General features: G+C 63.1%; 20 protein-coding genes. 5 read left to right on the top strand and 15 right to left on the bottom strand.

Annotation, left to right across the window (positions count from 1 at the left end; translation table 11 throughout):
* Positions 1 to 18: 18 nt before the first annotated feature.
* The gene (locus JC607_RS11030) at positions 19 to 1254 is read left to right on the top strand and encodes a urate hydroxylase PuuD (RefSeq protein WP_198836980.1); all 1236 of its coding nucleotides are present in this window, start codon (positions 19 to 21) and stop codon (positions 1252 to 1254) included.
* Positions 1255 to 1364: 110 nt separating this feature from the next.
* Entirely contained in the window at positions 1365 to 2585 is a 1221-nt protein-coding gene (locus tag JC607_RS11025; protein WP_198836979.1) for a hypothetical protein, read from the top strand.
* 70 nt (positions 2586 to 2655) lie between these two features.
* On the opposite strand, the gene JC607_RS11020 is transcribed toward JC607_RS11025, so the two are convergent.
* Positions 2656 to 3474, bottom strand: coding sequence for a sulfotransferase family protein (locus tag JC607_RS11020; protein ID WP_198836978.1), 819 nt, complete (start codon positions 3472 to 3474; stop codon positions 2656 to 2658).
* A 226-nt stretch (positions 3475 to 3700) separates the two neighbouring features.
* Here JC607_RS11020 and JC607_RS11015 point away from each other — a divergent pair, with 226 nt between their 5' ends.
* Both JC607_RS11015 and JC607_RS11010 read left to right on the top strand, forming a co-directional pair.
* On the top strand, positions 3701 to 5278 hold the full coding sequence (locus JC607_RS11015; protein WP_198836977.1) for a DUF5928 domain-containing protein: 1578 nt from the start codon (positions 3701 to 3703) through the stop codon (positions 5276 to 5278).
* 33 nt (positions 5279 to 5311) lie between these two features.
* On the top strand, positions 5312 to 5683 hold the full coding sequence (locus tag JC607_RS11010) for an HIT domain-containing protein (RefSeq protein ID WP_198836976.1): 372 nt from the start codon (positions 5312 to 5314) through the stop codon (positions 5681 to 5683).
* Positions 5684 to 5766: 83 nt separating this feature from the next.
* Here the strand turns inward: JC607_RS11010 and JC607_RS11005 are convergent, their stop codons facing one another.
* From JC607_RS11005 to JC607_RS10970, 8 genes are all read right to left on the bottom strand, one after another.
* Positions 5767 to 6093, bottom strand: coding sequence for a thiosulfate oxidation carrier complex protein SoxZ (locus JC607_RS11005; protein ID WP_198836975.1), 327 nt, complete (start codon positions 6091 to 6093; stop codon positions 5767 to 5769).
* A gap of 12 nt (positions 6094 to 6105) precedes the next feature.
* The gene (locus JC607_RS11000) at positions 6106 to 6603 is read right to left on the bottom strand and encodes a thiosulfate oxidation carrier protein SoxY (RefSeq protein ID WP_198836974.1); all 498 of its coding nucleotides are present in this window, start codon (positions 6601 to 6603) and stop codon (positions 6106 to 6108) included.
* On the bottom strand, positions 6587 to 7933 hold the full coding sequence (locus JC607_RS10995; protein WP_198836973.1) for an FAD-dependent oxidoreductase: 1347 nt from the start codon (positions 7931 to 7933) through the stop codon (positions 6587 to 6589). Before JC607_RS10995 ends, JC607_RS11000 begins: the two co-directional genes overlap by 17 nt.
* Positions 7930 to 8964: a YeeE/YedE family protein gene (locus tag JC607_RS10990; RefSeq protein WP_198836972.1), complete on the bottom strand. Its 1035-nt coding sequence runs from the start codon at positions 8962 to 8964 to the stop codon at positions 7930 to 7932. Before JC607_RS10990 ends, JC607_RS10995 begins: the two co-directional genes overlap by 4 nt.
* A 27-nt stretch (positions 8965 to 8991) precedes the next feature.
* Positions 8992 to 10272, bottom strand: coding sequence for an NAD(P)/FAD-dependent oxidoreductase (locus tag JC607_RS10985; protein WP_198836971.1), 1281 nt, complete (start codon positions 10270 to 10272; stop codon positions 8992 to 8994).
* Positions 10269 to 10604 (bottom strand): c-type cytochrome, encoded by a 336-nt coding sequence (locus JC607_RS10980; RefSeq protein ID WP_198836970.1) that lies wholly within the window; start codon positions 10602 to 10604, stop codon positions 10269 to 10271. The genes JC607_RS10985 and JC607_RS10980 overlap by 4 nt, the downstream gene beginning before the upstream one ends.
* A gap of 170 nt (positions 10605 to 10774) precedes the next feature.
* Positions 10775 to 12136, bottom strand: a complete 1362-nt coding sequence (locus JC607_RS10975) for a 3-deoxy-D-manno-octulosonic acid transferase (protein WP_198836969.1) — start codon at positions 12134 to 12136, stop codon at positions 10775 to 10777.
* Positions 12133 to 13425 carry a 3-deoxy-D-manno-octulosonic acid transferase gene (locus JC607_RS10970; RefSeq protein ID WP_198836968.1) on the bottom strand — a complete coding sequence of 431 codons (1293 nt, stop codon included), beginning with the start codon at positions 13423 to 13425 and terminating at the stop codon, positions 12133 to 12135. The genes JC607_RS10975 and JC607_RS10970 overlap by 4 nt, the downstream gene beginning before the upstream one ends.
* A gap of 301 nt (positions 13426 to 13726) precedes the next feature.
* Here JC607_RS10970 and JC607_RS10965 point away from each other — a divergent pair, with 301 nt between their 5' ends.
* On the top strand, positions 13727 to 16516 hold the full coding sequence (locus JC607_RS10965; RefSeq protein WP_198836967.1) for a bifunctional aconitate hydratase 2/2-methylisocitrate dehydratase: 2790 nt from the start codon (positions 13727 to 13729) through the stop codon (positions 16514 to 16516).
* Between the two features lie 311 nt (positions 16517 to 16827).
* Here the strand turns inward: JC607_RS10965 and JC607_RS10960 are convergent, their stop codons facing one another.
* The 6 genes from JC607_RS10960 to sfnG all read right to left on the bottom strand — a co-directional run.
* Positions 16828 to 17583: an ABC transporter ATP-binding protein gene (locus tag JC607_RS10960; RefSeq protein WP_198836966.1), complete on the bottom strand. Its 756-nt coding sequence runs from the start codon at positions 17581 to 17583 to the stop codon at positions 16828 to 16830.
* Positions 17584 to 17634: 51 nt separating this feature from the next.
* The gene (locus tag JC607_RS10955) at positions 17635 to 18972 is read right to left on the bottom strand and encodes an ABC transporter substrate-binding protein (RefSeq protein ID WP_198836965.1); all 1338 of its coding nucleotides are present in this window, start codon (positions 18970 to 18972) and stop codon (positions 17635 to 17637) included.
* Positions 18973 to 19007: 35 nt separating this feature from the next.
* A complete protein-coding gene (locus JC607_RS10950; RefSeq protein WP_198836964.1) occupies positions 19008 to 20045 on the bottom strand; it encodes a branched-chain amino acid ABC transporter permease in 1038 nt (345 codons plus the stop codon).
* Positions 20046 to 20048: 3 nt separating this feature from the next.
* Positions 20049 to 20945, bottom strand: coding sequence for a branched-chain amino acid ABC transporter permease (locus tag JC607_RS10945; protein WP_198836963.1), 897 nt, complete (start codon positions 20943 to 20945; stop codon positions 20049 to 20051).
* A complete protein-coding gene (locus tag JC607_RS10940) occupies positions 20945 to 21820 on the bottom strand; it encodes an ABC transporter ATP-binding protein (RefSeq protein ID WP_198836962.1) in 876 nt (291 codons plus the stop codon). Before JC607_RS10940 ends, JC607_RS10945 begins: the two co-directional genes overlap by 1 nt.
* 28 nt (positions 21821 to 21848) lie before the next feature.
* A partial coding sequence (gene sfnG / locus JC607_RS10935) for a dimethylsulfone monooxygenase SfnG (RefSeq protein WP_198836961.1) occupies positions 21849 to 22741 on the bottom strand: 893 nt, incomplete at its 5' end.

Genomic DNA, 22741 nt, shown 5'->3' with positions numbered 1-22741 from the left:
GCAGAAGAGGCGACGGCAATGTATGATTTCACAGTACTCTGGGACTGGATGCAACTGGCGGCGCGCTGGCTGCATGTGATCACGGCCATCGCCTGGATCGGATCGAGCTTTTATTTCGTGGCGCTGGATCTGGGGCTGAGGAAATCCCCCGACCTTCCGCCGGGGGCCTATGGCGAGGAATGGCAGGTTCATGGCGGCGGCTTTTACCATATCCAGAAATACCTCGTCGCGCCCGAACGCCTGCCCGAACACCTGATCTGGTTCAAATGGGAAAGCTACGCCACATGGCTGTCGGGTTTCCTGATGCTGGTGCTGGTCTATTACATGGGCGCCGAGCTTTTCCTGATCGACCCCCGGGTGATGGAGCTGCAGGTCTGGCAGGCGGTGGCGATCTCGGTCGGATCGCTCGCCTTCGGATGGCTGGCCTATGATGCGATCTGCCGGGTCTTTGTGAAATCCAATCAAAGCCTTGTCATGCTGGCCTTGTTCGGCGTTCTGGTGGCGATGTCGTATTTCTATGCCTCGGTCTTTTCTGGCCGGGCGGCGCTTTTGCATCTGGGTGCCTTTACTGCGACGATCATGTCCGCCAATGTCTTCCTGGTGATCATCCCCAATCAGAAGATCGTGGTGGCGGATCTGAAGGCGGGCCGCAGCCCCGATCCGAAATATGGCCGCATCGCCAAGCAGCGCAGCACGCATAACAACTACCTGACGCTGCCGGTTTTGTTCCTGATGCTGTCGAACCACTACCCGCTGGCCTTCGCGACCGAATATAACTGGATCATCGCGAGCCTTGTTTTCCTGATGGGCGTCACCATTCGCCACTGGTTCAACGCCCGCCATGCCGGGCGCGGCAATCCGCACTGGACCTGGGGCGTGACGGTGGTTCTGTTCCTGATCATCGCCTGGCTCTCGACCGCGCCCCTGCGGCTGGTGGCCCAGGATGCGGCGCTGAAAGGCGAGGCGCTGCGCTATGCGAGCGCGCCCGGCTTCGGGGATGTGGTCTCGATCGTGCAGGGGCGCTGCTCGATGTGTCACGCGGCGGAACCCGCCTGGGAGGGAATGCTCTGGCCCCCGAAGGCGGTGGTGCTGGAAAGCGAAGCGCAGATCGCGCATGAGGCACGGCGGATCTACCTCCAGGCGGGCGTCACCCATGCGATGCCGCCAGGCAATCTGAGTTTCATGGAAGAGACCGAGCGCCGCCGGATCATCGACTGGTACCGCGCGGCAAGTGTCCGGCCTGATCCGGTGTGACGGGTCCGGCCTGACTTCCGCCGATGCGGCCGGGGCGGGGGATTCCCGTCTCGACAAAGCCAGCCCCTCAAGAAAGACTTGCCGCATCCCTGCCTGATCCCGGGTGCCCGATGCTGCTGAAATCCCTCCTGATCGCTGTTGCCCTGACGCTGCCAGCCGCGGCCGCGCGGGCCGAGCTGCGCCAGCACGGGAACACCATCTTCACCCTGCCCGAAGGCTGGAGCATGGGCCAGCGCGAGGCCAATGGCACCCTGACCCTCTGGTCGCGCCTGCCCGATGACGAATGCGAATTCTGCCGGATGTGGATCGCGCGCTCGCAGGTGAAGACCGGTGCACCGGACAAGCTTCTGGCGCGCAATCTGCGGCTGTTTCTGGACCCGGACGAGCCGGAGCCGGAGCGGATCGGCGAGGTATCGCTTTCGCAGGAGGGCCGCCACAAGGTCGCGATGCAGGCGCTGAAATCGGGGCGCGATGTGCAGATCCTGCTGGCGGTCGAAATCGCGGATCGCACCGAATTCTATGGCTTCGAGGCCGACAGCCGGGATGAGGCGCGGATTGCCGCCAGTATGGAGATTTTCGCCCGCGACATCGTGCCGATGATCCTCACGGCGCGCTATCTGACCGAAGGGGCAGCCCCGCTTCTGGGTGCGCCTGATCCGGGCGGGATCTCCGGCGTCTGGCAGGGCACCGGCACCCGCTGGTCGCTCGGGATCGACATGATGATGAAGATGACGCTTGAAAGCGAGATCTTTGTCTTCTGGAAGGATGGCACATTCTACGATGGCACCCCGCCAGGCGGGCTGCAGAGCTTTGACCGCGCGGCGGCGCTCAGGGCAGGGGATATGTCCTTTGGCAATTACCGGATCCGGGGGGATCAGCTGCTGCTGGACTATGCCGATGGGCAAAGCGACACGCGCAGCATCGCGCAGGGCGATATGGAACAGGGCTTTGACTGCACAGACAGTGCGACCTGCACCCGGGTGCAGACATTGCCCGATGGCACAAAAATCAACGGCAGGATCGAGAGCTTTTCCCATACCGGGTTTTCCCCGGGCAGCGGGATCACCGGCGGCACCACATTTTCCAGCACGCTTTATTTCGCGCCGGACGGGCGCTGGAGCTATGACAGCTTCGGCGGTGCAAGCGCCAGTTTCGAGAGCGGCGGCTATGCCGGCAGCAGCAGCTCGGCGCAATCGGGGCGCTACCGGGTTGAGAATGGCACCGTCATCCGCAGCTTTGAGAATGGCAGCCCGGATCTGGTCCAGATGATCTTTCTCGACGCTGCGGGCAATGTGATGATCGGCGGCGATTACCTGAAAACCGGACCCTGAGGACACGCCCGGGACTGGGTTTCCTGAACGGTGCCGCCGCTGAGGGGCGATGCCCGAGGGGGGGCGGGCCTCAGTTCCCCAGCTTGGCGTGAACCTCGTCAAGATCGACCTCGTCCTTTGGCAACTTGTTGCCGGGATTGTCGAAATCATAGCGGAAGAGCTGGAAGTCGCGTTTGTAGATCTCCCACATCAGATGCATCGAGAGATCGTCGAAATAATCTTCGACCGGGTGCAGGCGTTTCGGCCCGTGACCTTCGGATTCGTTAAAACGCGGGATGGTTTTCAGATCGACGGGATGTGCGACCTCGATCCTGTCGAGCACCGATTGCATGCCTTCGTTGAATTTCTCGGTAAAGACGATGCGGTCATAGCGGCCGCCATTCACGATAAAGGTCGAGACATGGCCGGCCATGGCTGACCAGTGAATATCCGGCTCCATTGGTTTTTTCCAGCGGATGGTGTCGCGCGCGAACAAAAGGAACCGGCGGAAGCTCCTGATCTGGTCGAACTCCTGCTTGCCGTCCTCGCCGCCGACCTCGATCCCGTATTTCTGGATCAGAAGCGGCACCAGATTGCCCCGGTAGCGGCGGCCATTCCTTTGAATGCCGCAGATCTTGTCGAAAAACGACGACAGGATCCGGGTATAGGGATTCCGAACGCAGGTGAAGGCATAGCTCTTATGCGCCTTCACATTGGCCTCGATCTTTGGCTGGCTCGCCTCCAGCGCCCATTTATGCATATCGGCGGTGGCATCATGGATATCGCCGTCAAAGAAGCGGCCATGATCGGAATAGAACATGATCTGACCAATGGTCGAACAGGCGCATTTCGGCACCACGCGGTAAACCACGCTTTCACTTTCGGTCATCCAGGTGCCGGGAAAGCCCATTCACATCATCCTTTTTCCGAACTGCAGCGCGATGCCCCGTTCCGGGCCCACCACAAAAATACCCCTGCGGGCATGCGTGCCAGGTGCCGGGATGTACCACAAGAGCTTCGCCTGGAAAAAGCAAAGAAATCCGACCTTTTCAAGGAAGTATGAAGCCCTTTATCAGATAGTCTGGTAAGAGCGTAGCGCCGGCCCGCAAAGCCGGCGGCACAGTAAGACGAGACCCATGGCGACGATTGCCTATATCCTGTTATGTCACAAAGATCCTGCCGGGATCATCGCCCAGGCAGAGCGGCTGACCGCTGCCGGGGATTGCATCGCCATCCATTTCGACGCGAGCTCGTCGCAGGCCGATTTCGATCAGCTGCGCATGGCGCTTGCCGGCAATCCGCTGGTGGTTTTCGCGAAACGGCGCATCCGTTGTGGCTGGGGTGAATGGAGCCTTGTCGAGGCCACGCTGCTTGCCCTGCGCGCGGCGGTCGCGGCCTTCCCCAGAGCCACGCATTTCTACATGCTCTCGGGCGATTGCATGCCGGTCAAGACGGCGGAATATGCCCATGACGTCCTCGGCCGTGCGGATGTGGATTATATCGAGAGCTTCGATTTCTTCCGCTCGGACTGGATCAAGACCGGCATCAGGGAAGAGCGGCTGATCTATCGCCACTGGTTCAATGAACGCAGCAGCAAGACCTGGTTCTACCGGTCACTGGAATGGCAAAAGCGGCTCGGGCTGGAACGTAAGATCCCCGCCGATCTGGTGATGCAGATCGGCAGCCAGTGGTGGTGTCTGCGCCGCCGCACCGTCGAGGCCTTGCTGGATTTCATGCGCAGGCGCCGGGATGTGATGCGGTTTTTCCGCACGACCTGGATCCCGGATGAGACCTTCTTCCAGACCCTCGTGCATCATATCGTGCCGGAAAACGAGATCCGCACCCGGACCCTGACCTTCCTTCTGTTCACCGATTACGGGATGCCGGTGGTCTTCTATAACGACCATTATGACCTGCTCTTAAGCCAGGATTATCTCTTCGCGCGCAAGGTCAGCCCGGAAGCCACCGATCTGAGGGCGCGGCTTGGCGATCTCTATGCGCAAAAAGGCAAAACCTTTCATATCTCGGATGAGGGGCGCAGTCTGTTCCGCTTCCTGAGCGCGCGCGGCAGGGTGGGGCGGCGCTACGCCCAGCGGTTCTGGGAAACCGAGGCCAGCCTCGGGCGCGAACGCACGCTGATGATGGTCACCTGCAAGAAATGGCATGTGGCAAAACGGCTGGTCGAACGCGCGCGGAATGTCAGCAGCCTCCAGGCCGTGGATTACCTCTTCAATGAGGACAGCACGCCCTTGCCTGATCTGGGGGGCATCCAGTCGACGCTGGAGAAACGCACGCGGCACCGGCGTGCGCTCGTCCGGATGCTGTACGACTATTGGCAGACCGACCGGCTGGTCTTCTGCATCGACCCGGCCTCGGTCGAACTGATGCAGGATTTCTACAATGACAAGGCGCGGGTGAAACTCCTTGAGATCGACTGCGATTTCACCGATGACTATCTGATCGGGCATGCGAAACGGGTGGGGCTGGCTGGGACCAGTTCTCCGCGCGAGACGCTGGAGCGGCTGTTGCCGACCATCCGCTATGACGTGAAATTCGAGAGTGACCGTATACGCGAGAATGACTTCCCCGAATTCCACCGCATCCGCCAGCGCGGCACGGCGGCAGAGAATGCCCGGGTCTTGCAGGATTTCTTCGGCATCCCGCTGAGCGAGGCGGAAGAAATCGCCGGCACATCCTATCTCTTTGTGGACTGAAGATCCGCAATTTTTCCAAACCGGAGCCTGCCCATGAGCTGGAATTACGATCCGCAGAATATTTTCGCCCGCATCCTGCGCGGTGAGATCCCGAACAAGACCGTGGCGGAAAGCGCGCATACGCTGGTGTTTCACGACATCGCGCCGCATGCGCCGGTGCATGTGCTGGCGATTCCAAAAGGCGCCTATGTCAATTTCGACCATTTCGCCGCTGAGGCGCCAGAGGCCGAGATCATCGATTTCCACCGCACGGTCGCGAAAGTGATCGCCGATCTGGGGCTTTCCGGGCCGGAAGGCTACCGCGCCATCACCAATGCCGGCACGTCAGGCATGCAGGAAGTGCCGCATTATCACCTGCATATCCTCGGTGGCCGCGTCCTCGGCCGGCTTGTCGAAAAAGCGTAACCGCTTCACCCGCGCGACCGGAATTTTAAGTAAAATTCCGGGCCGGTTTCTGTGCAGAAACCGGCCTCGTGCCGGGCGCGGCGTCAGGATAGGGTGATCTGTCGCCCGGCCTCTGCGAGGACACCATGCTGATCGGTCCAGGTCATTTTCAGCACAGCGCTTTCGCGCGCTTTGAAGGTGAACTCGATATAGGGATTTTGCGAGATTGCCGTTTCCGGCAACCAGTCCAGCACCAGGGTCTCCCCCAGCCTGGCCTCGAACCGCGTCAGCGTGTCGCGAGGGATCGGGGCGCCTGCCGCATCAAGGCGCAGACCGCTTTCCATGATATGCACGACCTGGGCGCGCACCCGGACGATCTCATCTTTTGCGGGCGTCTCATTGCTCAGCCAGATCCGGGGGGGATTTGCCATCTTATGCCCTCCTTAAAGGCCGCAGCCGCCGGCGGCGACGGTGATCTGGCCGCGGGTGTCGAACACCCGGCCATCCTTCATCCGCGCCAGCGCGCGCACATGCATCGTCTCGATCAGCCGCAGCCTGACCGCCACATCTGCCGCACCACTGGCCTGAGAAAAGCGGAACCGGCAGGCCAGCGGCATCGGGTTCCGCTCGGCCAGCACGATCAGTTCCTCACACCAGCTGTCATCGGTGATTGCTTCCGTTACATGCACCCGCACCGGCACCGCCGAAGGGTTGTCGCCAAGAGCCGGCAGGTCAAGCGCGAGGCCCTCGCTCACCGCGTCCGCCGCGCCGATGAAGTCCGCCGCGATGCGGTCGGATTCGGCGGTATCGGCGCGTGCGGCTGCGGTCGAGCTTTGTGCTGCCGCGGCCGTTCCCAGAAGCGGCGAGACGCCAAGCGCCGCCCCCATTGCTGTCCCCATGATCATCACCTGACGGCGGTTCAGTTCAGCGCAGGAAGTCATTGAACATCCCATCAATCCAGACAAAATCCTCGGCCATGAGATCTGGTGTCCGCACATCGATGTCGATCTGCGTCTGATGTACCAGACCGTCCTGGCCGACCGCATAGGTGAACTCGACCGAGATCGCCTCCTGCGGATCGCCATTCACCAGCATATAGCACAGATTATCGGGCAGTTCCGCCACCACATCCTCGCCCCTGACCCGCTGGCCGATATTCCCGGCCACGATCCGCCCGATATAGTTCGCGACATGGCCCGATTTCGGGTAATGGCCGAAATGCGGGGAAATCGCGCCCATGGAATCCCCGATGATATAGACGCTGTCATCGCCCCGCGCGGTGAAGAAACGTGGATCCATATCGGCCCAGCCGGTCGGCCTGCCGTCTTCACCCTTGCCGATCAGGTCGGCATACCAGACCATGTCTGACGCCTGATGCGGCGGCATGAAGACCGCATCGTCAAAGTCGAAATCCCCGGCCTCGGTCATGATCCGCTTGTTATAGGGATCGACCTCTTTCACCTTCGCATTCGGCACATGGGTGATGATATCGGGGTAAAGCTCCTCAAACGCCGCTTTATAGCCGGCGCCGATCGGCGCGATTTGCGGTTTCGGATCAAGGATGAGGATCTTCGCCGGGATCTTGTTTACCTTGAAATGCCAGGCCATCACGCAGGCGCGCTCATAGGGCGAGGGCGGGCAGCGATGCGGTGGCGGCGGCAGCGTCATCACGATGGTGCCGCCCTTGAAATTGTGGATCTTGTTTTTCAGCGCGAGATGCTCGGAGTTCGGGATATAGGCTGATCCGAAATTCTGGCGGGTATATTCGGCGGCCTGTCGGTCCTCGCCGAACCAGGCCTCATAGGCGTTGCGGATCCCCCCGGCGAGGATCAGGAAATCGTAATCGACCTTGCCCTTTGAAGTATGGACGGTCTTTGCCGCCCGGTCGATATTCGTCACCTCGCATTGCACGAGGGAATAGCCCCATTTCTGCGCCGGGCGCAGCAGGTCCTGGGTCAGGAAGGCGGTATCGACCACGTCGATCAGCCATTTGTTCGACATCGGGCAGGACCAGAAGATCGGGTTCCTCTCCAGCAGGATGATCTCGGCCTCGGGGAGTTCTTCGCGCAGATGGCGCGCGGCAGAAAGCCCGCCCCAGCCGCCGCCACAAATGACGATCCTCGGGCCCTTGCCCTGGCGCGACATCAGGAGCGTCTCGGATGTCAGACCTTCGGGCGCGGCCAGGGCGGCCCCGCCGATCCCGGTCAGAAGCGCCAGTGACGGCGCGGCGGTCAGCAATTTGCGGCGGGTGAAATGCGGGCTTTTTATCATTGGCTGGAACTCCTCCCGAGAGTTGTCTGGCGCATCACAGCCAGACCAGCCACAATCCCCGCGAGAATACCGGCGCTTGCGACCAGACTGGCCAGCGAAAGTGTCGAGACACCGCTCAAAGCTTGCCCGATAGAACAACCCATTGCAAGAACGCCGCCAAAGCCCATCAAAATTCCTCCAAGGGCGGCAATAAGGGAATGGCTTCCCGAGGTGAAACTTTCCAGCGCAAAGCTGCGGGTGACAAGCGCGGTGAGGAAGGCTCCCGCGAGCGTGCCTCCGACCACGGCGAGGCCGAAGGCGACCGCGCGGCCTGAGGACAACATCAGCCACAAAAGCCCTTCGCCCATGGGCGCGACAAAGCTGATGGAAGACAGGATTTTCGGGTCGAACGGGTCATCGGTGGTGAAACTGATCCACCAGCCCGCGACCACGCAAAGCCCGATCAGAAGGGCAGAAAACGCCTCGACCGGCCGTTTGAAAACCGGGCGCGCGAACCAGATCAGGGTCAGCACCGGCAGGCCCGCCGCCAGCATAAGCGCGATCATCGGCGAAAGGCCAAACCCGCGCAGGAGCCCGGTCAGGCTCAGCGCTTCAGGGCTGATCTGGCCCAGTTGCAGCGTCTGGCGCCAGGGGGCTAATACGCCGGTCAGGCTGGCCTGGGCCGCCAGCCCAAGGCATAACAGCACCAGAAGCGACCGCAGATTGCCCCCTGCCAGCAAGACCAGCGCGCGCGCGCCACAGGCATTGGCCAGCACCATGCCCAGCCCGAAAATCGCGCCGCCGATGAAGAGCCCGCCTGCGGCAAACGACCCCCGCAACGGCAGCGAGCGCGACAGATCGGTCAGCCCGAGGAAATTCAGTGCCTGGGTGCCGGAAATCGCCACCGCCAGTGCCAGCGCGAATGCGCGAAGGGGCGAGAGATCCCCCCCGCCCATCAGCCCTTTCATTCCCCGCAGGAGGCAGAACTTCCCCGCCCTGGCCGCGACCCCGAACACAAAGCCGAGACCCAGACCGAGAGTTACCGCATCCATTGAGCCGTCCTTAACCTGTTTATGCCCTCATACCGTACCCCAGGTATCGGCGCTGATCGAGGCATACCAGCCCGCGCCGTAAACCGCTTCGGCCTGGCGGAAGCTGGCATCGGCCTCAAGCGGGCTGACCCCGCCGGAGCCTTCGCGCTCGGCGAGCTTCTCGCCGTCGAAATAATAGACCCCGGCGACCGAGATCCCCCATTCCGGGCCTACAAGGCTGTAACAGGTGTTGACGAAACTCGCCGGCGCCGGCGCGGCGCCTGCCAGATCGGCGATGATCGCGGCGGCCGCGATCTTGCCCTGCGCATTGGCACAGAAACCCGATTTCGGCATGGGGGCGGCGATGGTGGCGTCGCCGACCACATAGATCCCGGGCACCTGCGCAGATTCGAACGTGTTGCCCTTCACCGGCACCCAACCGGTGTCATTGGTGACCCCGGCACGGTCCGCGATCCAGCCAGCTTTCTGCGGCGGCACCACATTCAGCACATCGGCCTTATGTGTCACACCAAATGCGGTCTCCACCGTCAGGGCACCGGCATCGACCTTTGCGACCTTGCCGTCATTATCGGCGCTGATCCATTCGATCATATCGCCGTAAAGCGCCTCCCATCCCTGTTTGAAGAGGCCCTGTTTCGAGAAGGTCTCTTTGCTGTCCAGAAGCAGGATCTTCGATTTCGGCTTGTTGGTTTTCAGGTAATGCGCCACCAGCGAGGCACGCTCATAGGGCCCCGGCGGGCAGCGGAAAGCACCATCGGTGATCGACATCACGAATGTGCCGCCATCCTCCATCGCCTCGAGCTGCGATTTCAGCAGCTGCGTCTGTGGCCCGGCCTTCCAGGCATGCGGCGCGCGGTCTGACGCGGCCTCGTCATAGCCCTCCAGCGCGCCCCATCTGATGTCGATGCCCGGCGACAGGACAAGCCGGTCATAATCCAGCACAGTGCCATCCGAGAGCGTCACTTTCTTCGCCGCGCCGTCGATCTGTTCGGCCCTGGCATGGATGACCCCGATCCCCTCGGCGCTATGAGCGGCGTAGCCATGGGTGATGCTGTCCCAGGTCCGGAGCCCGCCGAGATAGAGGTTCGAGAACGGGCAGGTGACAAATGTTTCCGAGGGTTCGACCAGGGTGATTTTCAGATCGGGGCTGTAGCGGCGCAGGTAGCGCGCCGCCGTGGCGCCGCCAAAGCCGCCGCCCACGACGACGACATGTGCCGAGGCGTTCTGCGCCCGGATCAGGCCAGGAAGCGCGAAAGTGGCGGCGCCGGCGCCAAGGCCTGCGATGAGGGTTCTGCGGGTCGTATTCATCCTTCCACCTCCGCGAAATACTTCGCCAGGGCGGCGATCTGACCGTCATCATAGCCTTTCATATGGCGGGTCATGACGGTGGTGCCCGCGGGCGGGCTGTCGCGAAACGCGGTCAGTTTCGCCGTCAAATCGGCTTCCGTGAGACCGGCGATCGAGGGGATGGCGCCCGGCGACTGGCCGGCGGGGCCGTGGCAGCTGGCACAGGGGCCGGCGAGGATCTGGGCCTCGGATACCGTGCTCTGCGCAAGCGCAAATCCGGGGGCGGCGACTGTGGCAAAGGTCAGGGCGGCAAGCAGCCCTCTCAGGGTGGGGTGCTGGGGGGGCGGAAGCATGGTCGGGTCCTCTTTCCTGGCCATCTGGCTTGGGTATGGGCTGATGCGGGTCTCACGCCGCGCGACACGCCATTCTTGCGGCCATGTCCCTGTCGCGCAAGAAAATATCCCAGGCGCTTCGCAGGGGGCGGGCAGGTGAAATCTGCTCCCATAGTGGGGGGAAAGAGGATTTATCCGGTCTGACGCGATGTGCCAGCGGCCAGCACCAGGTCAATCGCCGCAAGGGTTCGTGCGCTGGCGCCCTGCTGCTGATCGAGGAAGGCCCGGATCTGCGCCGGATCAGTCTGGTCGGGCTGCGACAGCGCGGCGGTCAGCCTGTCCGCAAGTGCGGGGGGCGCGTCGGCCTGGTCGCCCAGACTGACCGCGACCCCGGCAAAGGCGGCCTCTTCGAACGGGAATTCGATGGTCCAGGTCCAGGGGCCGGTGACCACCGGCTTCATCAGCATCAGCGCCTCGGAAATATTATGTGCGCCGCGCGGGTTGAAGCCGCCGCCGACCACGACCCGGTCCGCCGGGGCGAGGCAGAAGAACATCTCGCCCAGGCTGTCGCCGAGAAGGATATCGGTGCCGCTGTAATCACCGCCGGGGAAGGAGGTAAAACCAGCAGGCTCGGGCGGCAATGCCGTGCTGCGACGGATCACCCGCAGCCCGGCCGCGGTCAGCCCGTCACAGACGGCTGAAAAGCGTTCGGGCGCGCGCGGGACATAGATGAAGAACGGGGCCGGGCGGGAGGCGCTTCGCGCTGCGTCCCGAAGACGGAGAATGACATCGGTATAAAGCGGCTCCTCGACCTCGACGCCGCTGGCGATGGTGATGATTTCGCGCCCCTGGCCGATGGCTGCGCGGATGGCGCTTGCGGCTTCATCAAGGCCGGGCGGCAGCGGCTGATCGAACCGCAGCTCGCCGGTGACGGTGATATTGTCGAGGCCGATGCTTTCAAACCGTGATTTTTGCAGGTCGGATTTCACGAAAGCCCCGGCAAAGCCCCGGATTACTCTTTGCCGCAGCCTCAGCCCCTTGCTGTCACGCGCCAGCGAGGGCGAGGGGTATTGCGCATTGCACATGAACAAAGGCACGCCCGCGCGCCGCGCTGCAAAGATCATCGCGGGCCAGATCTCGATCTCCAGGGTCAGCCCGATCCGGGGGCGGCAGGCCCGGAAAAACCGGCGCCAGCACCAGAACATATCCAGCGGCACCCAGACCGCCGCGAGCTGACCCGAGGCGATCTCGGGTGCGAAAAGCCGGGCGGATTCGCGCCTTCCGGCAGGGGTGAAATGGGTCAGTACGACCTGGTCTCCGCGCGCAAGGCACAGGCGGATCAGCGCGGTGGCCGAGCGCGTCTCGCCAAGGCTTACGGCGTGAAACCAGATCGCGCCCTGCGGCAGCGGACGGGAATAGATGCCGAAGCGCTCGGCCAGGTGGCGGGTGTAATCGGGATCGCGGCGCCCGCGCCGCCAGAGATAGACCAGCAAAAGCGGCAGAAGCGGAATCCACAAAAGCCGCCAGAGGATCAGGAAGAGATGCAGGATCATGGGCTGTCTCCGATCAGGGCGACCAGATCGGCGGCGAGCGGCTGCAGCGCGGCGCGGGCCTCGCTGACAAGGGTTTCCGCCTTTGCGGCGGCGTCCGTCAGGGGCGCGGCAAGGGCGGCGCTCAGGGCATCCGGATCGGGCGGCATTTCGGTGGCAAGGCCGGCGGCGTGAAGCCCGGCATAGTCATGGGCGAAATTCGCCACATTCGGCCCGTGGATCACGGGCAGGCCAAGGCAGACCGCCTCCCACGGATTATGACCGCCGGTCTCGCCCATCGCCCCGCCGATAAAGGCGCGGGTGGCGAGGCGATACCAGAGGCCCAGCTCGCCGAACGTGTCGGCAAGCCAGACCCGGGTGGCGGGCCAGGGGGTCTCGCCCAGGCTGCGCCGCGCATGGCTGAGATGCGCCGCGTCAAGCGCGGCGGCGATCTCATCCGCGCGCGCGGGCAGGCGCGGTGCGAGGATCAGCAAAGCGGCAGGATCCTGCGCGGCGATGTCGCGGAAGGCAGGGATCAGCACCGCCTCATCGGCGGGATGGGTCGAGGCGGCGATGATGATGCGGCGCCCCGCCAGCGTGGCCTGCAGCGCGGTCAGCGCATTTAGGTCGACGCCCAGCGGTTCGGCGGCGGGTTTCAGCGAATGGCCTTCGCGTACAAAGGTCGCGCCCAGCTTGCGCAGGTTCGCGGCGCTGCGGGCATCCTGTGCCTCGATCAGGGCGAAACGCGCCATGACATCGCGGTAGAGCCCGCGCAGGCGGCGGCGTTTTTTCAGGCTCCCGTCATTCATCCGCGCATTGACCCAGGCCAGCGGAATGCCACGCCGGGCGGTGTCGCAGATCAGGCCAGGCCAGAGATCCTGTTCCGACCATACCGACAGCGACGGCTGCCAGTGATCCAGAAACCGCGCGCCGAAATCCGGCCCGTCCAGCGGCAGGAACTGATGCTCCGCGCCTTCGGGAAGGTTCTGCCCGATCACCCCCGCCGAAGACCGCGCGGTCGAGGTGATCAGAAACCGCAGATCCGGCGCCAGGCCCCGCATCTGCGCGATCAGCGGGCGCAGAGCCATCACCTCGCCAAGCCCGACCGCATGCAGCCACACAAGGCGGCCCGGCGGGCGGGGCAGGGTGGCTTCGCCCAGTTTCTCGCCCATTCGCTGCGGATCCTCGCGCCCCTGCGCCAGGCGCTTTCGCAGGACCCGGCGCATCAGCGGCTGCAAAAGCGGCCTGAGCCAGAGCCAGAGCCGGAGTTGCCAGCCGTCAGCCTTTGGGCTCTGGTCATTCACGAAGGGCATCAGGCGGGGTCCGGGCTCAGGTCGGGGGCAGGTGAGAGCCACGGCATTGGCTCAGGTCTGGCCCATAGCTTTGGCATAACGCCACCGCCAGTGCCAGCAATCCGCAGCATCCGCCTCAAAGCCCCCATACTGCTCTTGCGGAAAGGTCTTTCGCACTGGCAGAATAACAGCGCTTGAAACCGGACCATGTTCGGCATACAATTGCATACAATAGGCTCGCCGCCGCCTGCCAGAGTTTCTGTGCGAACTTCTGAGAGACCGGTGTTCCAGCTTGTCGCACCATGGAATCGCAGGGATCGTCATGAGCTTGTACACAGACTACCTAACCGAGATCGAAACCCGTAAGACCCAGGGGCTGCACCCCAAGCCCATCGATGATGGCGCGCTGGTGGCCGAGCTGATCACCCAGATCGAAGTGCCGGGCAATGCGTATCGGGACGATTCCCTCAAATTTTTCATCTACAACACGCTTCCCGGCACCACCAGTGCGGCAGGCGTCAAGGCGGCTTTCCTGAAGAAGATCGTGACCGGTGCGACGGTCGTTCCCGAAATCACCCCTGATTTTGCACTGGAGCTGTTGTCGCATATGAAGGGCGGACCCTCGGTCGAGGTGCTGCTGGATGTGGCGCTTGGGACGGACGCCGCCATCGCCGCGAAAGCAGGCGAGGTGCTGAAGACCCAGGTCTTCCTTTATGACGCCGATATGTTCCGCCTGCGCGATGCCTATAAGGCGGGCAATCCGGTCGCGAAATCGGTGCTGGAAAGCTATGCCCAGGCCGAATTCTTCACCAAACTGCCGCCGGTCGAGGATGAGATCAAGGTCGTGACCTTCATCGCCGCCGAAGGCGATATTTCGACGGACCTCTTGTCCCCCGGCAACCAGGCGCATTCGCGGTCTGACCGCGAATTGCATGGTCAGTGCATGATCACGCCGGCCGCCCAGGCCGAGATCGTCGCGCTGCAAAAGGCGCATCCCGATGCCCGCGTGATGATGATCGCGGAAAAAGGCACCATGGGCGTGGGGTCTTCCCGGATGTCGGGCGTGAACAATGTGGCACTCTGGACCGGCAAACAGTCGAGCCCCTATGTGCCCTTCGTCAATTTCGCGCCCGTGGTGGCGGGCACCAATGGCATTTCGCCGATTTTCGCGACCACGGTCGATGTGACCGGCGGCATCGGGATCAACCTGAAGAACTGGGTCAAAAAGACCGATGAGAATGGCAAGCCGATCCTGAACAATGACGGCAACCCGATCCTCGAACAGAAATATTCGGTCGAGACCGGTACGGTTCTGAACATCGATGTCAAAAACCGCAAACTGAAATCGGCTTCGGGCGATGAGCTGGTCGATGTGGCAGGGTCTTTCACGCCGCAGAAGATGGAATTCATGAAGGCGGGGTCGTCCTACGCCATCGTTTTCGGCAAGAAACTGCAGACATTCGCCGCCCAGACCCTCGGCGTCGAGGCGGTGCCGGTCTTCGCTCCGAACAAAGAGATCAGCGTTGAGGGCCAGGGCCTGACCGCGGTTGAAAAGATCTTCAATCGCAATGCGGTCGGCGTCAGCCCGGGCAAGATCCTGCATGCAGGATCTGACGTGCGGGTTAAGGTGAATATCGTCGGCTCCCAGGATACAACGGGCCTGATGACCGCGCAGGAGCTGGAGGCGATGGCGGCGACCGTCATTTCGCCGCTGGTCGATGGCGCCTATCAGTCGGGCTGCCATACGGCATCGGTCTGGGATAAAAAGGCCCAGGAGAATATTCCGAAACTCATGAAATTCATGAACAATTTCGGGGTGATCACCGCGCGCGACCCGAAGGGCGTCTATCACGCGATGACCGATGTGATCCATAAGGTGCTGAATGACATCACCGTGGATGACTGGGCAATCATCATCGGCGGTGACAGCCATACCCGCATGTCGAAAGGCGTGGCCTTTGGCGCAGACAGCGGCACCGTGGCGCTGGCACTGGCGACCGGCGAGGCGACGATGCCGATCCCGCAATCGGTGAAAGTCACCTTCCGGGGCAAGATGAAGCCCTGGATGGATTTCCGCGATGTGGTGCACGCGACCCAGGCCCAGATGCTGAAACAGCATGGCGACAACGTCTTCCAGGGCCGCATCATCGAGGTTCATATCGGCACGCTTCTGGCGGACCAGGCCTTTACCTTCACCGACTGGACGGCCGAGATGAAGGCCAAGGCCTCGATCTGTATCTCGGAAGACGAGACCCTGATCGAAAGCCTCGAGATCGCGAAATCGCGCATCCAGATCATGATCGACAAAGGCATGGACAATGCGGCGCAGGTGCTGGCCGGTCTGATCGCCAGGGCCGATGCCCGCGTCTTCGAGATCCGCTCGGGCGAGAAGCCCGCGCTGACCCCGGATGACAACGCGAAATACTTCGCCGAAGTTCTGGTCGATCTCGACATCATCGACGAGCCGATGATCGCCGACCCCGATGTCAACAATGCCGATGTCTCGCGCCGCTATACCCATGACACCATCCGGCCCGTGTCCTATTACGGCGGCACGAAGAAGGTGGATCTGGGCTTTGTGGGCTCGTGCATGGTGCATAAGGGCGATATGAAGATCGTCGCCAAGATGCTGAAAAACGTCGAGAAAGCAAAGGGTAAGGTGGAGTTTAAAGCGCCTCTGGTCGTCGCGGCCCCCACCTATAACATCATCGACGAGCTGAAGGCCGAGGGCGACTGGGAGATCCTCCAGCGCTATTCCGGTTTTGAATTCGACGACCTGCTGCCGAAGACGAAAAACCGCACCGAATATGAGAATATCCTCTATCTCGAACGCCCGGGCTGCAACCTTTGCATGGGGAACCAGGAAAAGGCCGAGAAGGGCGATACTGTGCTGGCAACCTCGACACGCCTCTTCCAGGGCCGCGTGGTCGAAGACTCCGCCGAGAAAAAGGGCGAGAGCCTGCTGGCCTCGACCCCGGTTGTGGTGCTTTCCGCGATCCTCGGGCGCACCCCTTCGGCCGAGGAGTATAAGGAAGCGGTCGAGGGCATCGACCTGACCCGTTTCGCGCCGCCGCTGGAAAAGCCGGGCCTCGCACGGTCGGTTCATTTCTGACCGGAACCCTGGTCCGCTGAGACAGGGAAGGGCAGTGCCGGTCGCCGGTGCTGCCCTTTTCCTTTGGCTTTGCTCCCGTGGGGCGACGAATAGCATCTGGTTAAGCGGGCCGTTGCGCAGGTCAAATGTCGCGGCCTCGCCCGCGAGGCGCGGCGGCGGGGCAAATGCGACATCCCGGTCATGTGCTTGCCTGATCTCGCCGGTACAGACTTGCGCGGGCAATTGTCATCCGGAAATGTGTCTGCGCCCTGGATCAGCGGGATGCCCCGGACCGCCGATCGCCAAAACCGCGAAAGGATGCGGCGCTTTGGTCAGGAGGCGGGCACCGCGCCGCCAAGATAGGCCTCGCGGATATCCTCGCGGCTGGCCAGATCGGCAGCAAGGCCGGAGATGGTCGAACGCCCGTTCTCGATCACCACCGCATGCAGCGCGTGTTTCAGCGCGACCGAGGAGTTTTGTTCCGCCACCAGGATCGTCAGCCCGGTCTCGCGGTTCAGCCGCGCCAGCGTCGCGAAAATCTCGGCCACCACCAGCGGGGCAAGCCCCATCGAAGGCTCATCGAGCAGGAAAACCGTCGGGCGCGCCATCAGCCCGCGCCCGATGGCGGCCATCTGTTGCTCGCCCCCCGAGGTGAGGCCGGCGCGCGACTGGCGGCGTTCGCGCAGGCGCGGGAAGAATTCATAGACCTGATCAAGGCCCTGGCGGATCGCAGACTGGCACAGACCGGCGCCGATGCCGCCGGTGATCAGGTTTTCCTCGATGGTCAGCGATTTGAAGAGCCGCCGCCCCTCCAGCACCGGAACGAGGCCCTTTCGGATATGGTCATCGGGGCTTTTGCGGGTCACATCTTCGCCCCGGAAGGTGATGCGCCCGCCGGTGATGCGGCCGCGTTCGGCCGGCAAAAGGTTCGATGCCGCTTTCAGCAGCGTTGTCTTGCCCGCGCCATTCGCGCCCAGGAGCGCCGCGATCTCGCCCTGGCGGACTGTCAGGCTGACCCCGCTCAGCGCAGTGATCGAACCGGAATAGCGCACCGATACGTCGTCGAATTGCAAAATCACGTCAGACATGGCGGCACCTTTCGGGAATGGCGGCCCCGGTTATCCGGGGCCGCTTCAGGGTCAGTTCGGGCCGATCACCGTGTCAACATCGGCCTCGGTGCGGATCGTCAGACCTTTTTCTTTGGCATAGGCTTCGGAGGACGCCTCGATGATCGGGCGCAGCAAGGCCCAGTCCGGCGCGATCCAGTCCGAGACCACGTTCCATTTCTTGCCATCCCATTGCTGGAAGGTGACGTAGCCTTCGCCCTCGTGGTTGTCCCAGGTGACGTTGATCGAATGGAACAACCCTTCGGCGCCAAGTTCCTTCACCCGTTCCGGGGACAGCCGGAGATGCTCAAATCCCCAGCGGACCTCGTCACCGGTCAGGGTCCGGTTGCCGAACCTGGCCTGGGCGATGCGGATCGCCTCGACATTCAGGATGCCGTTGACGATGCCGAGATTGTGGTAGACCGAGCCGATCCGCGCCTTGTCCGACAGGTTGCCCTGGCCTTTGTCATAGACCCCGGCGATCACCTCTTTCAGCACCGGATAGTCCTGGCCCGAGGCCTGGGTGGTGATGGCAGTATAGCCAATCGCGGCCTCACCGGCCGGAAGCACGTCTTCCTCGGAATTCGACCAGACATTGCCGATGATCCTGTCGGCGGGGAAGCCGTTCCTCTGCGCCGTGGTCAGCGCCACCGGGTTCATCACGCCCCAGCCGCGCAGCACGACATAATCCGGGCGCTCCCGCCGGATCTGCAGCCATTGCGCCTGTTGCTCGGATCCCGGATGCGGCACCTCGATCTGGATCAGCTGAAAGCCGTATTTCTCGGCCAGCAGCTCATAGATCGGGATGGTTTCCTTGCCATAGGGCGAGCCGTGATAAAGGACGACGATCTTCTTGCCCTTCAGCGCCTCGAGCCCGCCTTCTTTCGCGGCGATGTAATTCACGATGCCCGAGCTTTCCGACCAGGGGTTCAGCAGAAGCGGGAAGACGTAAGGAAAGACGCGGCCATCTGTGGTATCGGTGCGGCCATGGTTCACCGTCAGGAGCGGTACCTTGTCTTCGGTCACGCCGTCGATCATGGCATAGGCGATGCCCACCGAAAGCGGGTTCCAGGCGGCGATGCCGGGGGTGGATTTCAGGCGCTGATAGACCTCGACGCCCTTTTCGACCTCATATTCGGTCTCGCCCTCGGCCCAGGTCAGTCTCACACCATTCACGCCGCCGTCGCGGTCATTGATCAGGGTCAGATAGTCGATGAAGCCACCGAAAAACCCGGTGCCACCGGCGGCATAGGGGCCGACGCGATAGGATTGCAGCGGGAAGAACTGCTCATCCGCATGGGCGGGGGCGATAGCGCCCGTCAGGATGGTTGCGGCCAGGAGGGCAGGCGCGAGGCGACGGAAGAAGGACATGATTGCTCCGGTTTAAAAGGGGACGGGCGCGCGGCTCAGGTGCGGCCCATGAGGCTTCTGACGCGGGCGGTGACCCGGTCGAGAATGGAGGAGAGCCCGTTCGGCTCGAGGATCAGGAAGGTGACGATCGTTGCACCAAGGACGATGCGCTGCGTCAGCTGGACCGAGCCGGCATCCAGCCCGCCGTCAAAGATCCAGGCCGAGCCGCGTGAAAGCAGCAGCGGAAAGACCACGATCAGCCCGGCGCCAAGGAAAGCGCCGCGAAGGGTCGCCAGCCCCCCGATGATCGCGATGAACAGGATCTGGAAGGATCGGTCGAGGTTGAACCCCTCGGGCTCGATGGTCCTGAGATATGTGAAAGACCACAGCACCCCGGCAATCCCGATGATGGCTGAGGACAATGCAAAGGCCGCCAGTTTGGTGCGCAAAACGGGCACGCCGATGACCTTAGCGGCGGTCTCATTGTCGCGCACGGCGATCAGGTTGATGCGGGCCGGGCCGTTCACCAGGCGATGGACGAAGATGGTGATGAGGGTGACAGTGGTCAGCGCCAGCAGGTAGCGGCTTTCGCGGCTGTCAAAGGTGATGCCGGCAAAGCCGAGGACCGGGGCCGAGATCACGCCCGAGGCGCTGTAATTCGAGAACCAGCCGAATTTGTTGAAGAGCCATTGGAGGAAGAACTGCGCCGCCAGGGTCGAGACTGCGAGGTAAAAGCCCTTAAGCCTCAGGGATGGCAGGCCAAAGATCACCCCCACCGCCGCCGCCGTGGTCGAGGCGAAGAGGAAGGTCAGCGGCAAAGGCAGGCCAAGCCGCAGCTGAATGTTGAACGCGGCATAGGCACCGACCGCCATGAAGGCAGCCGACCCCAGCGAGACCTGACCCGCATAGCCCGTGAGCAGATTAAGCCCCAGACCCGCCAGCGAGAGCGCCAGGAACGGCAGCAGGATCGCCTCAATCGTCCAGGGCGAGGCGAAGGCCGGCACGCCAAGGAATGCCAGGGCCAATAGGGCCAGGATCGCCAGTCTCTGGCCAGTGAGAAGCGGGCGCGCGGGCGCCTCAACCGCGAGTGACATGGCTCAGAACCTCTCGGTGATCTTGCGGCCGAAGAGGCCCTGCGGCCGGATCAGCAGCACCGCAAGCGCCACGACATAGGCGAACCAGCCCTCGATCCCGCCGCCGACATAGGGGCCAAGATAGACTTCGGCGAGTTTCTCGGAAGCGCCGATGATCAGCCCGGCGACAATCGCGCCGGGGACCGAGTCGAACCCGCCCAGCACCAGCACCGGCAGCGCTTTCAGCACGACGAGAGACAGCGAGAACTGAACCCCGAGACGCGCGCCCCAGAGAAGGCCGGCGACCAGTGCGACCACGCCGGCCGCGGTCCAGACCGCCGCCTGGATCCGGTTCAGTTTCAGCCCGATGGCAATTGCGGCGAAAGTGTCATCGGCCACGGCGCGGAAAGAAAGCCCGGTGCGGGTGAAGCGGAAAAAGCTCGTCAGGACCACGACCAGCGCCAGCGCAAGTGCCGCCGCCACCAGGTCGAAATTCGAGATGAAGATGCCGCCGATCTCGAAGGGCGCGTTCGAGATGCCAAGATCCAGCGCATGGACCTGGGTGCCCCAGATCAGCTGTGCGCCGCCTTCGATCACCCAGGCCAGCCCCAGCGTCGCCATGAAGAGCGTCATCGGCGAGCGATTGGCCAGCGGGCGCAGCACCGTGCGTTCAATCGCCAGCCCCAGCAGCCCCATGATCAAAAGCGTGATCACAAGGGCAAGGGCAAAGGGCACCCCACGCTCCACCAGGCTCACGAAGGTCAGCGCCGCGAACAGCACCATCGCCCCTTGCGCGAAATTCAGCACGCCCGAGGTTTTGTAGATCAGCACGAAACCGATGGCGACAAGGCTGTACATCACCCCCGACAACAGCCCGCCCACCGCAACCTCGATCACGAAGAGAAATTCATACCAGTCCATCACGCGGCCCCCGCCAGTGGCGCGGCGTCAGGCCCGAGATAGGCCCGGATCACCTCCGGGTCGCGGCGCACCTCATCGGGGCGGCCATCTGCGATCACCTCGCCATGGTCGAGCACGACGATACGGTCGGAAAGCCCCATCACGACACCGATGTCATGCTCGATCAGGATCACCGACAGGCCAAGCCGGTCGCGGATTGCGCGGATATGGGCCGCCATCGCGGCTTTCTCGGTGCCGGTCAGCCCGGCCATCGGCTCGTCCAGCAGCAAAAGCCGCGGATCTGCGATCATGGCGCGGGCCAGTTCCACCTGTTTTTGCAAGCCGAAGGGCAGGGTCGAAACCAGGCGCGGCAGATGTGCCTCAAGCCCCAGGAATGCCGCGATCTCGCGCACCCGGATCGCAGTCGCCCGCCCCTCGCGCCGTGAGGCCGGAAGAAAGGGCAGCCAGGCAAAGGCGGGCCTGCGGAACACAAGGCCGGAGGCGATGTTTTCGGCCACGCTCAGCCCCGGAAACAGCGCAAGATTCTGGAAGGTCCGCGCCACCCCGAGGCCCGGGAGGCGCCCGGGCGGCACATGGGCAAAGCTTTCGCCGCCAAGCACGATCCGGCCAGTGTCGGCGCGGTAGAGCCCGCTGATCACATTGACCAGCGAGGATTTCCCCGCCCCATTCGGCCCGATCACCGCCCGGATCTCGCCGGGGCGAACATCGAAGGACACGTCTTTCAGCGCACGGATGCCACCAAAAGCCAGCGAAATGCCGCTGAGCTGCAAGGCAGGCGCGGCGCTGGCCGTGACCGGCGTCACGGGGGCGATCCGGGACGCAAAGCTGCGCCGCTCCGGCTGCAGGGCCGGTTCGCTCAGGGCAAGGCCTGTCATTTCTGTCTCCGGAGGGAAGGGCGCCGCGTTATTCGGCGGCGAGGGTTTGTTTTTTGCGGGCTTCGATGGCGCGGACGCGGGGGAGGACGTGTTTGCCGAAGTATTCGACCTCTTCCTGGAAATGCAGGAAGCCCAGCAGCACGAGGTCGGCGCCGGCCTCTTTCAGGCCGGTGATGCGTTCGGCGACCTGGTCGGGTGTGCCGATCAGGTTCGGGCGGAAGCCGTCATTATATTGCACGAGGTCCTCGAGTGAGGATTTCGCCCAGTTGCCCTCGCCCTCGGGGCTGGCGCGGCCGGCATTGACCACCTGTCCGGCAAAGCCCCGGACGGCTTCGGGATTGGCCTTCGCGATGATCTCGCGCAGCACCGCCTGGGCCTCGGCTTCGGTCTCGCGCACGATGGCGAAGGCGTTGATGCCGACCTTCACCTTATGCCCGTTGGCCGCCGCTTTGGTGCGGATGTCTTCGACCTGGGCGCCGAGCCCTTCCGGCGTATTGCCATTGGTGAAATACCAGTCCGAGACCCGTGCCGCCATGTCGCGCGCCGCGCGCGACGAGCCGCCCTGGAAGATTTCCGGTTGCGGATCAACGGGTTTGGGCTTCAGGCTATAGTCGTTGAAGCGGTAGAAATCGCCCCGGAAGGTAAAGCTTTCCTCAGACCAGATGCCGCGCAGCGCCCGGATGAATTCCTCGGACCGGCGGTAGCGCTCGTCATGATCCAGCCAGGGCTCGCCGATCGCCGCGAACTCGCCCCTGAACCAGCCCGAGACCACATTGACCGCGATCCGCCCGCCCGAGAGATGGCTGATCGTGGCGATTTGCTTTGCCGCCAGCGCCGGGTTCCAGGGGCCGGGCAAAAGCGCCGCAATCACCTTCAGCCGTTCGGTATGGGCCAGCAGATCCTGGCTGAACGAGACGGATT

It is taken from the genome of Paracoccus sp. IB05 (assembly GCF_016405985.1).
Classification (GTDB): domain Bacteria; phylum Pseudomonadota; class Alphaproteobacteria; order Rhodobacterales; family Rhodobacteraceae; genus Pseudogemmobacter.
This window is presented reverse-complemented; position numbering and strand designations above follow the sequence as displayed.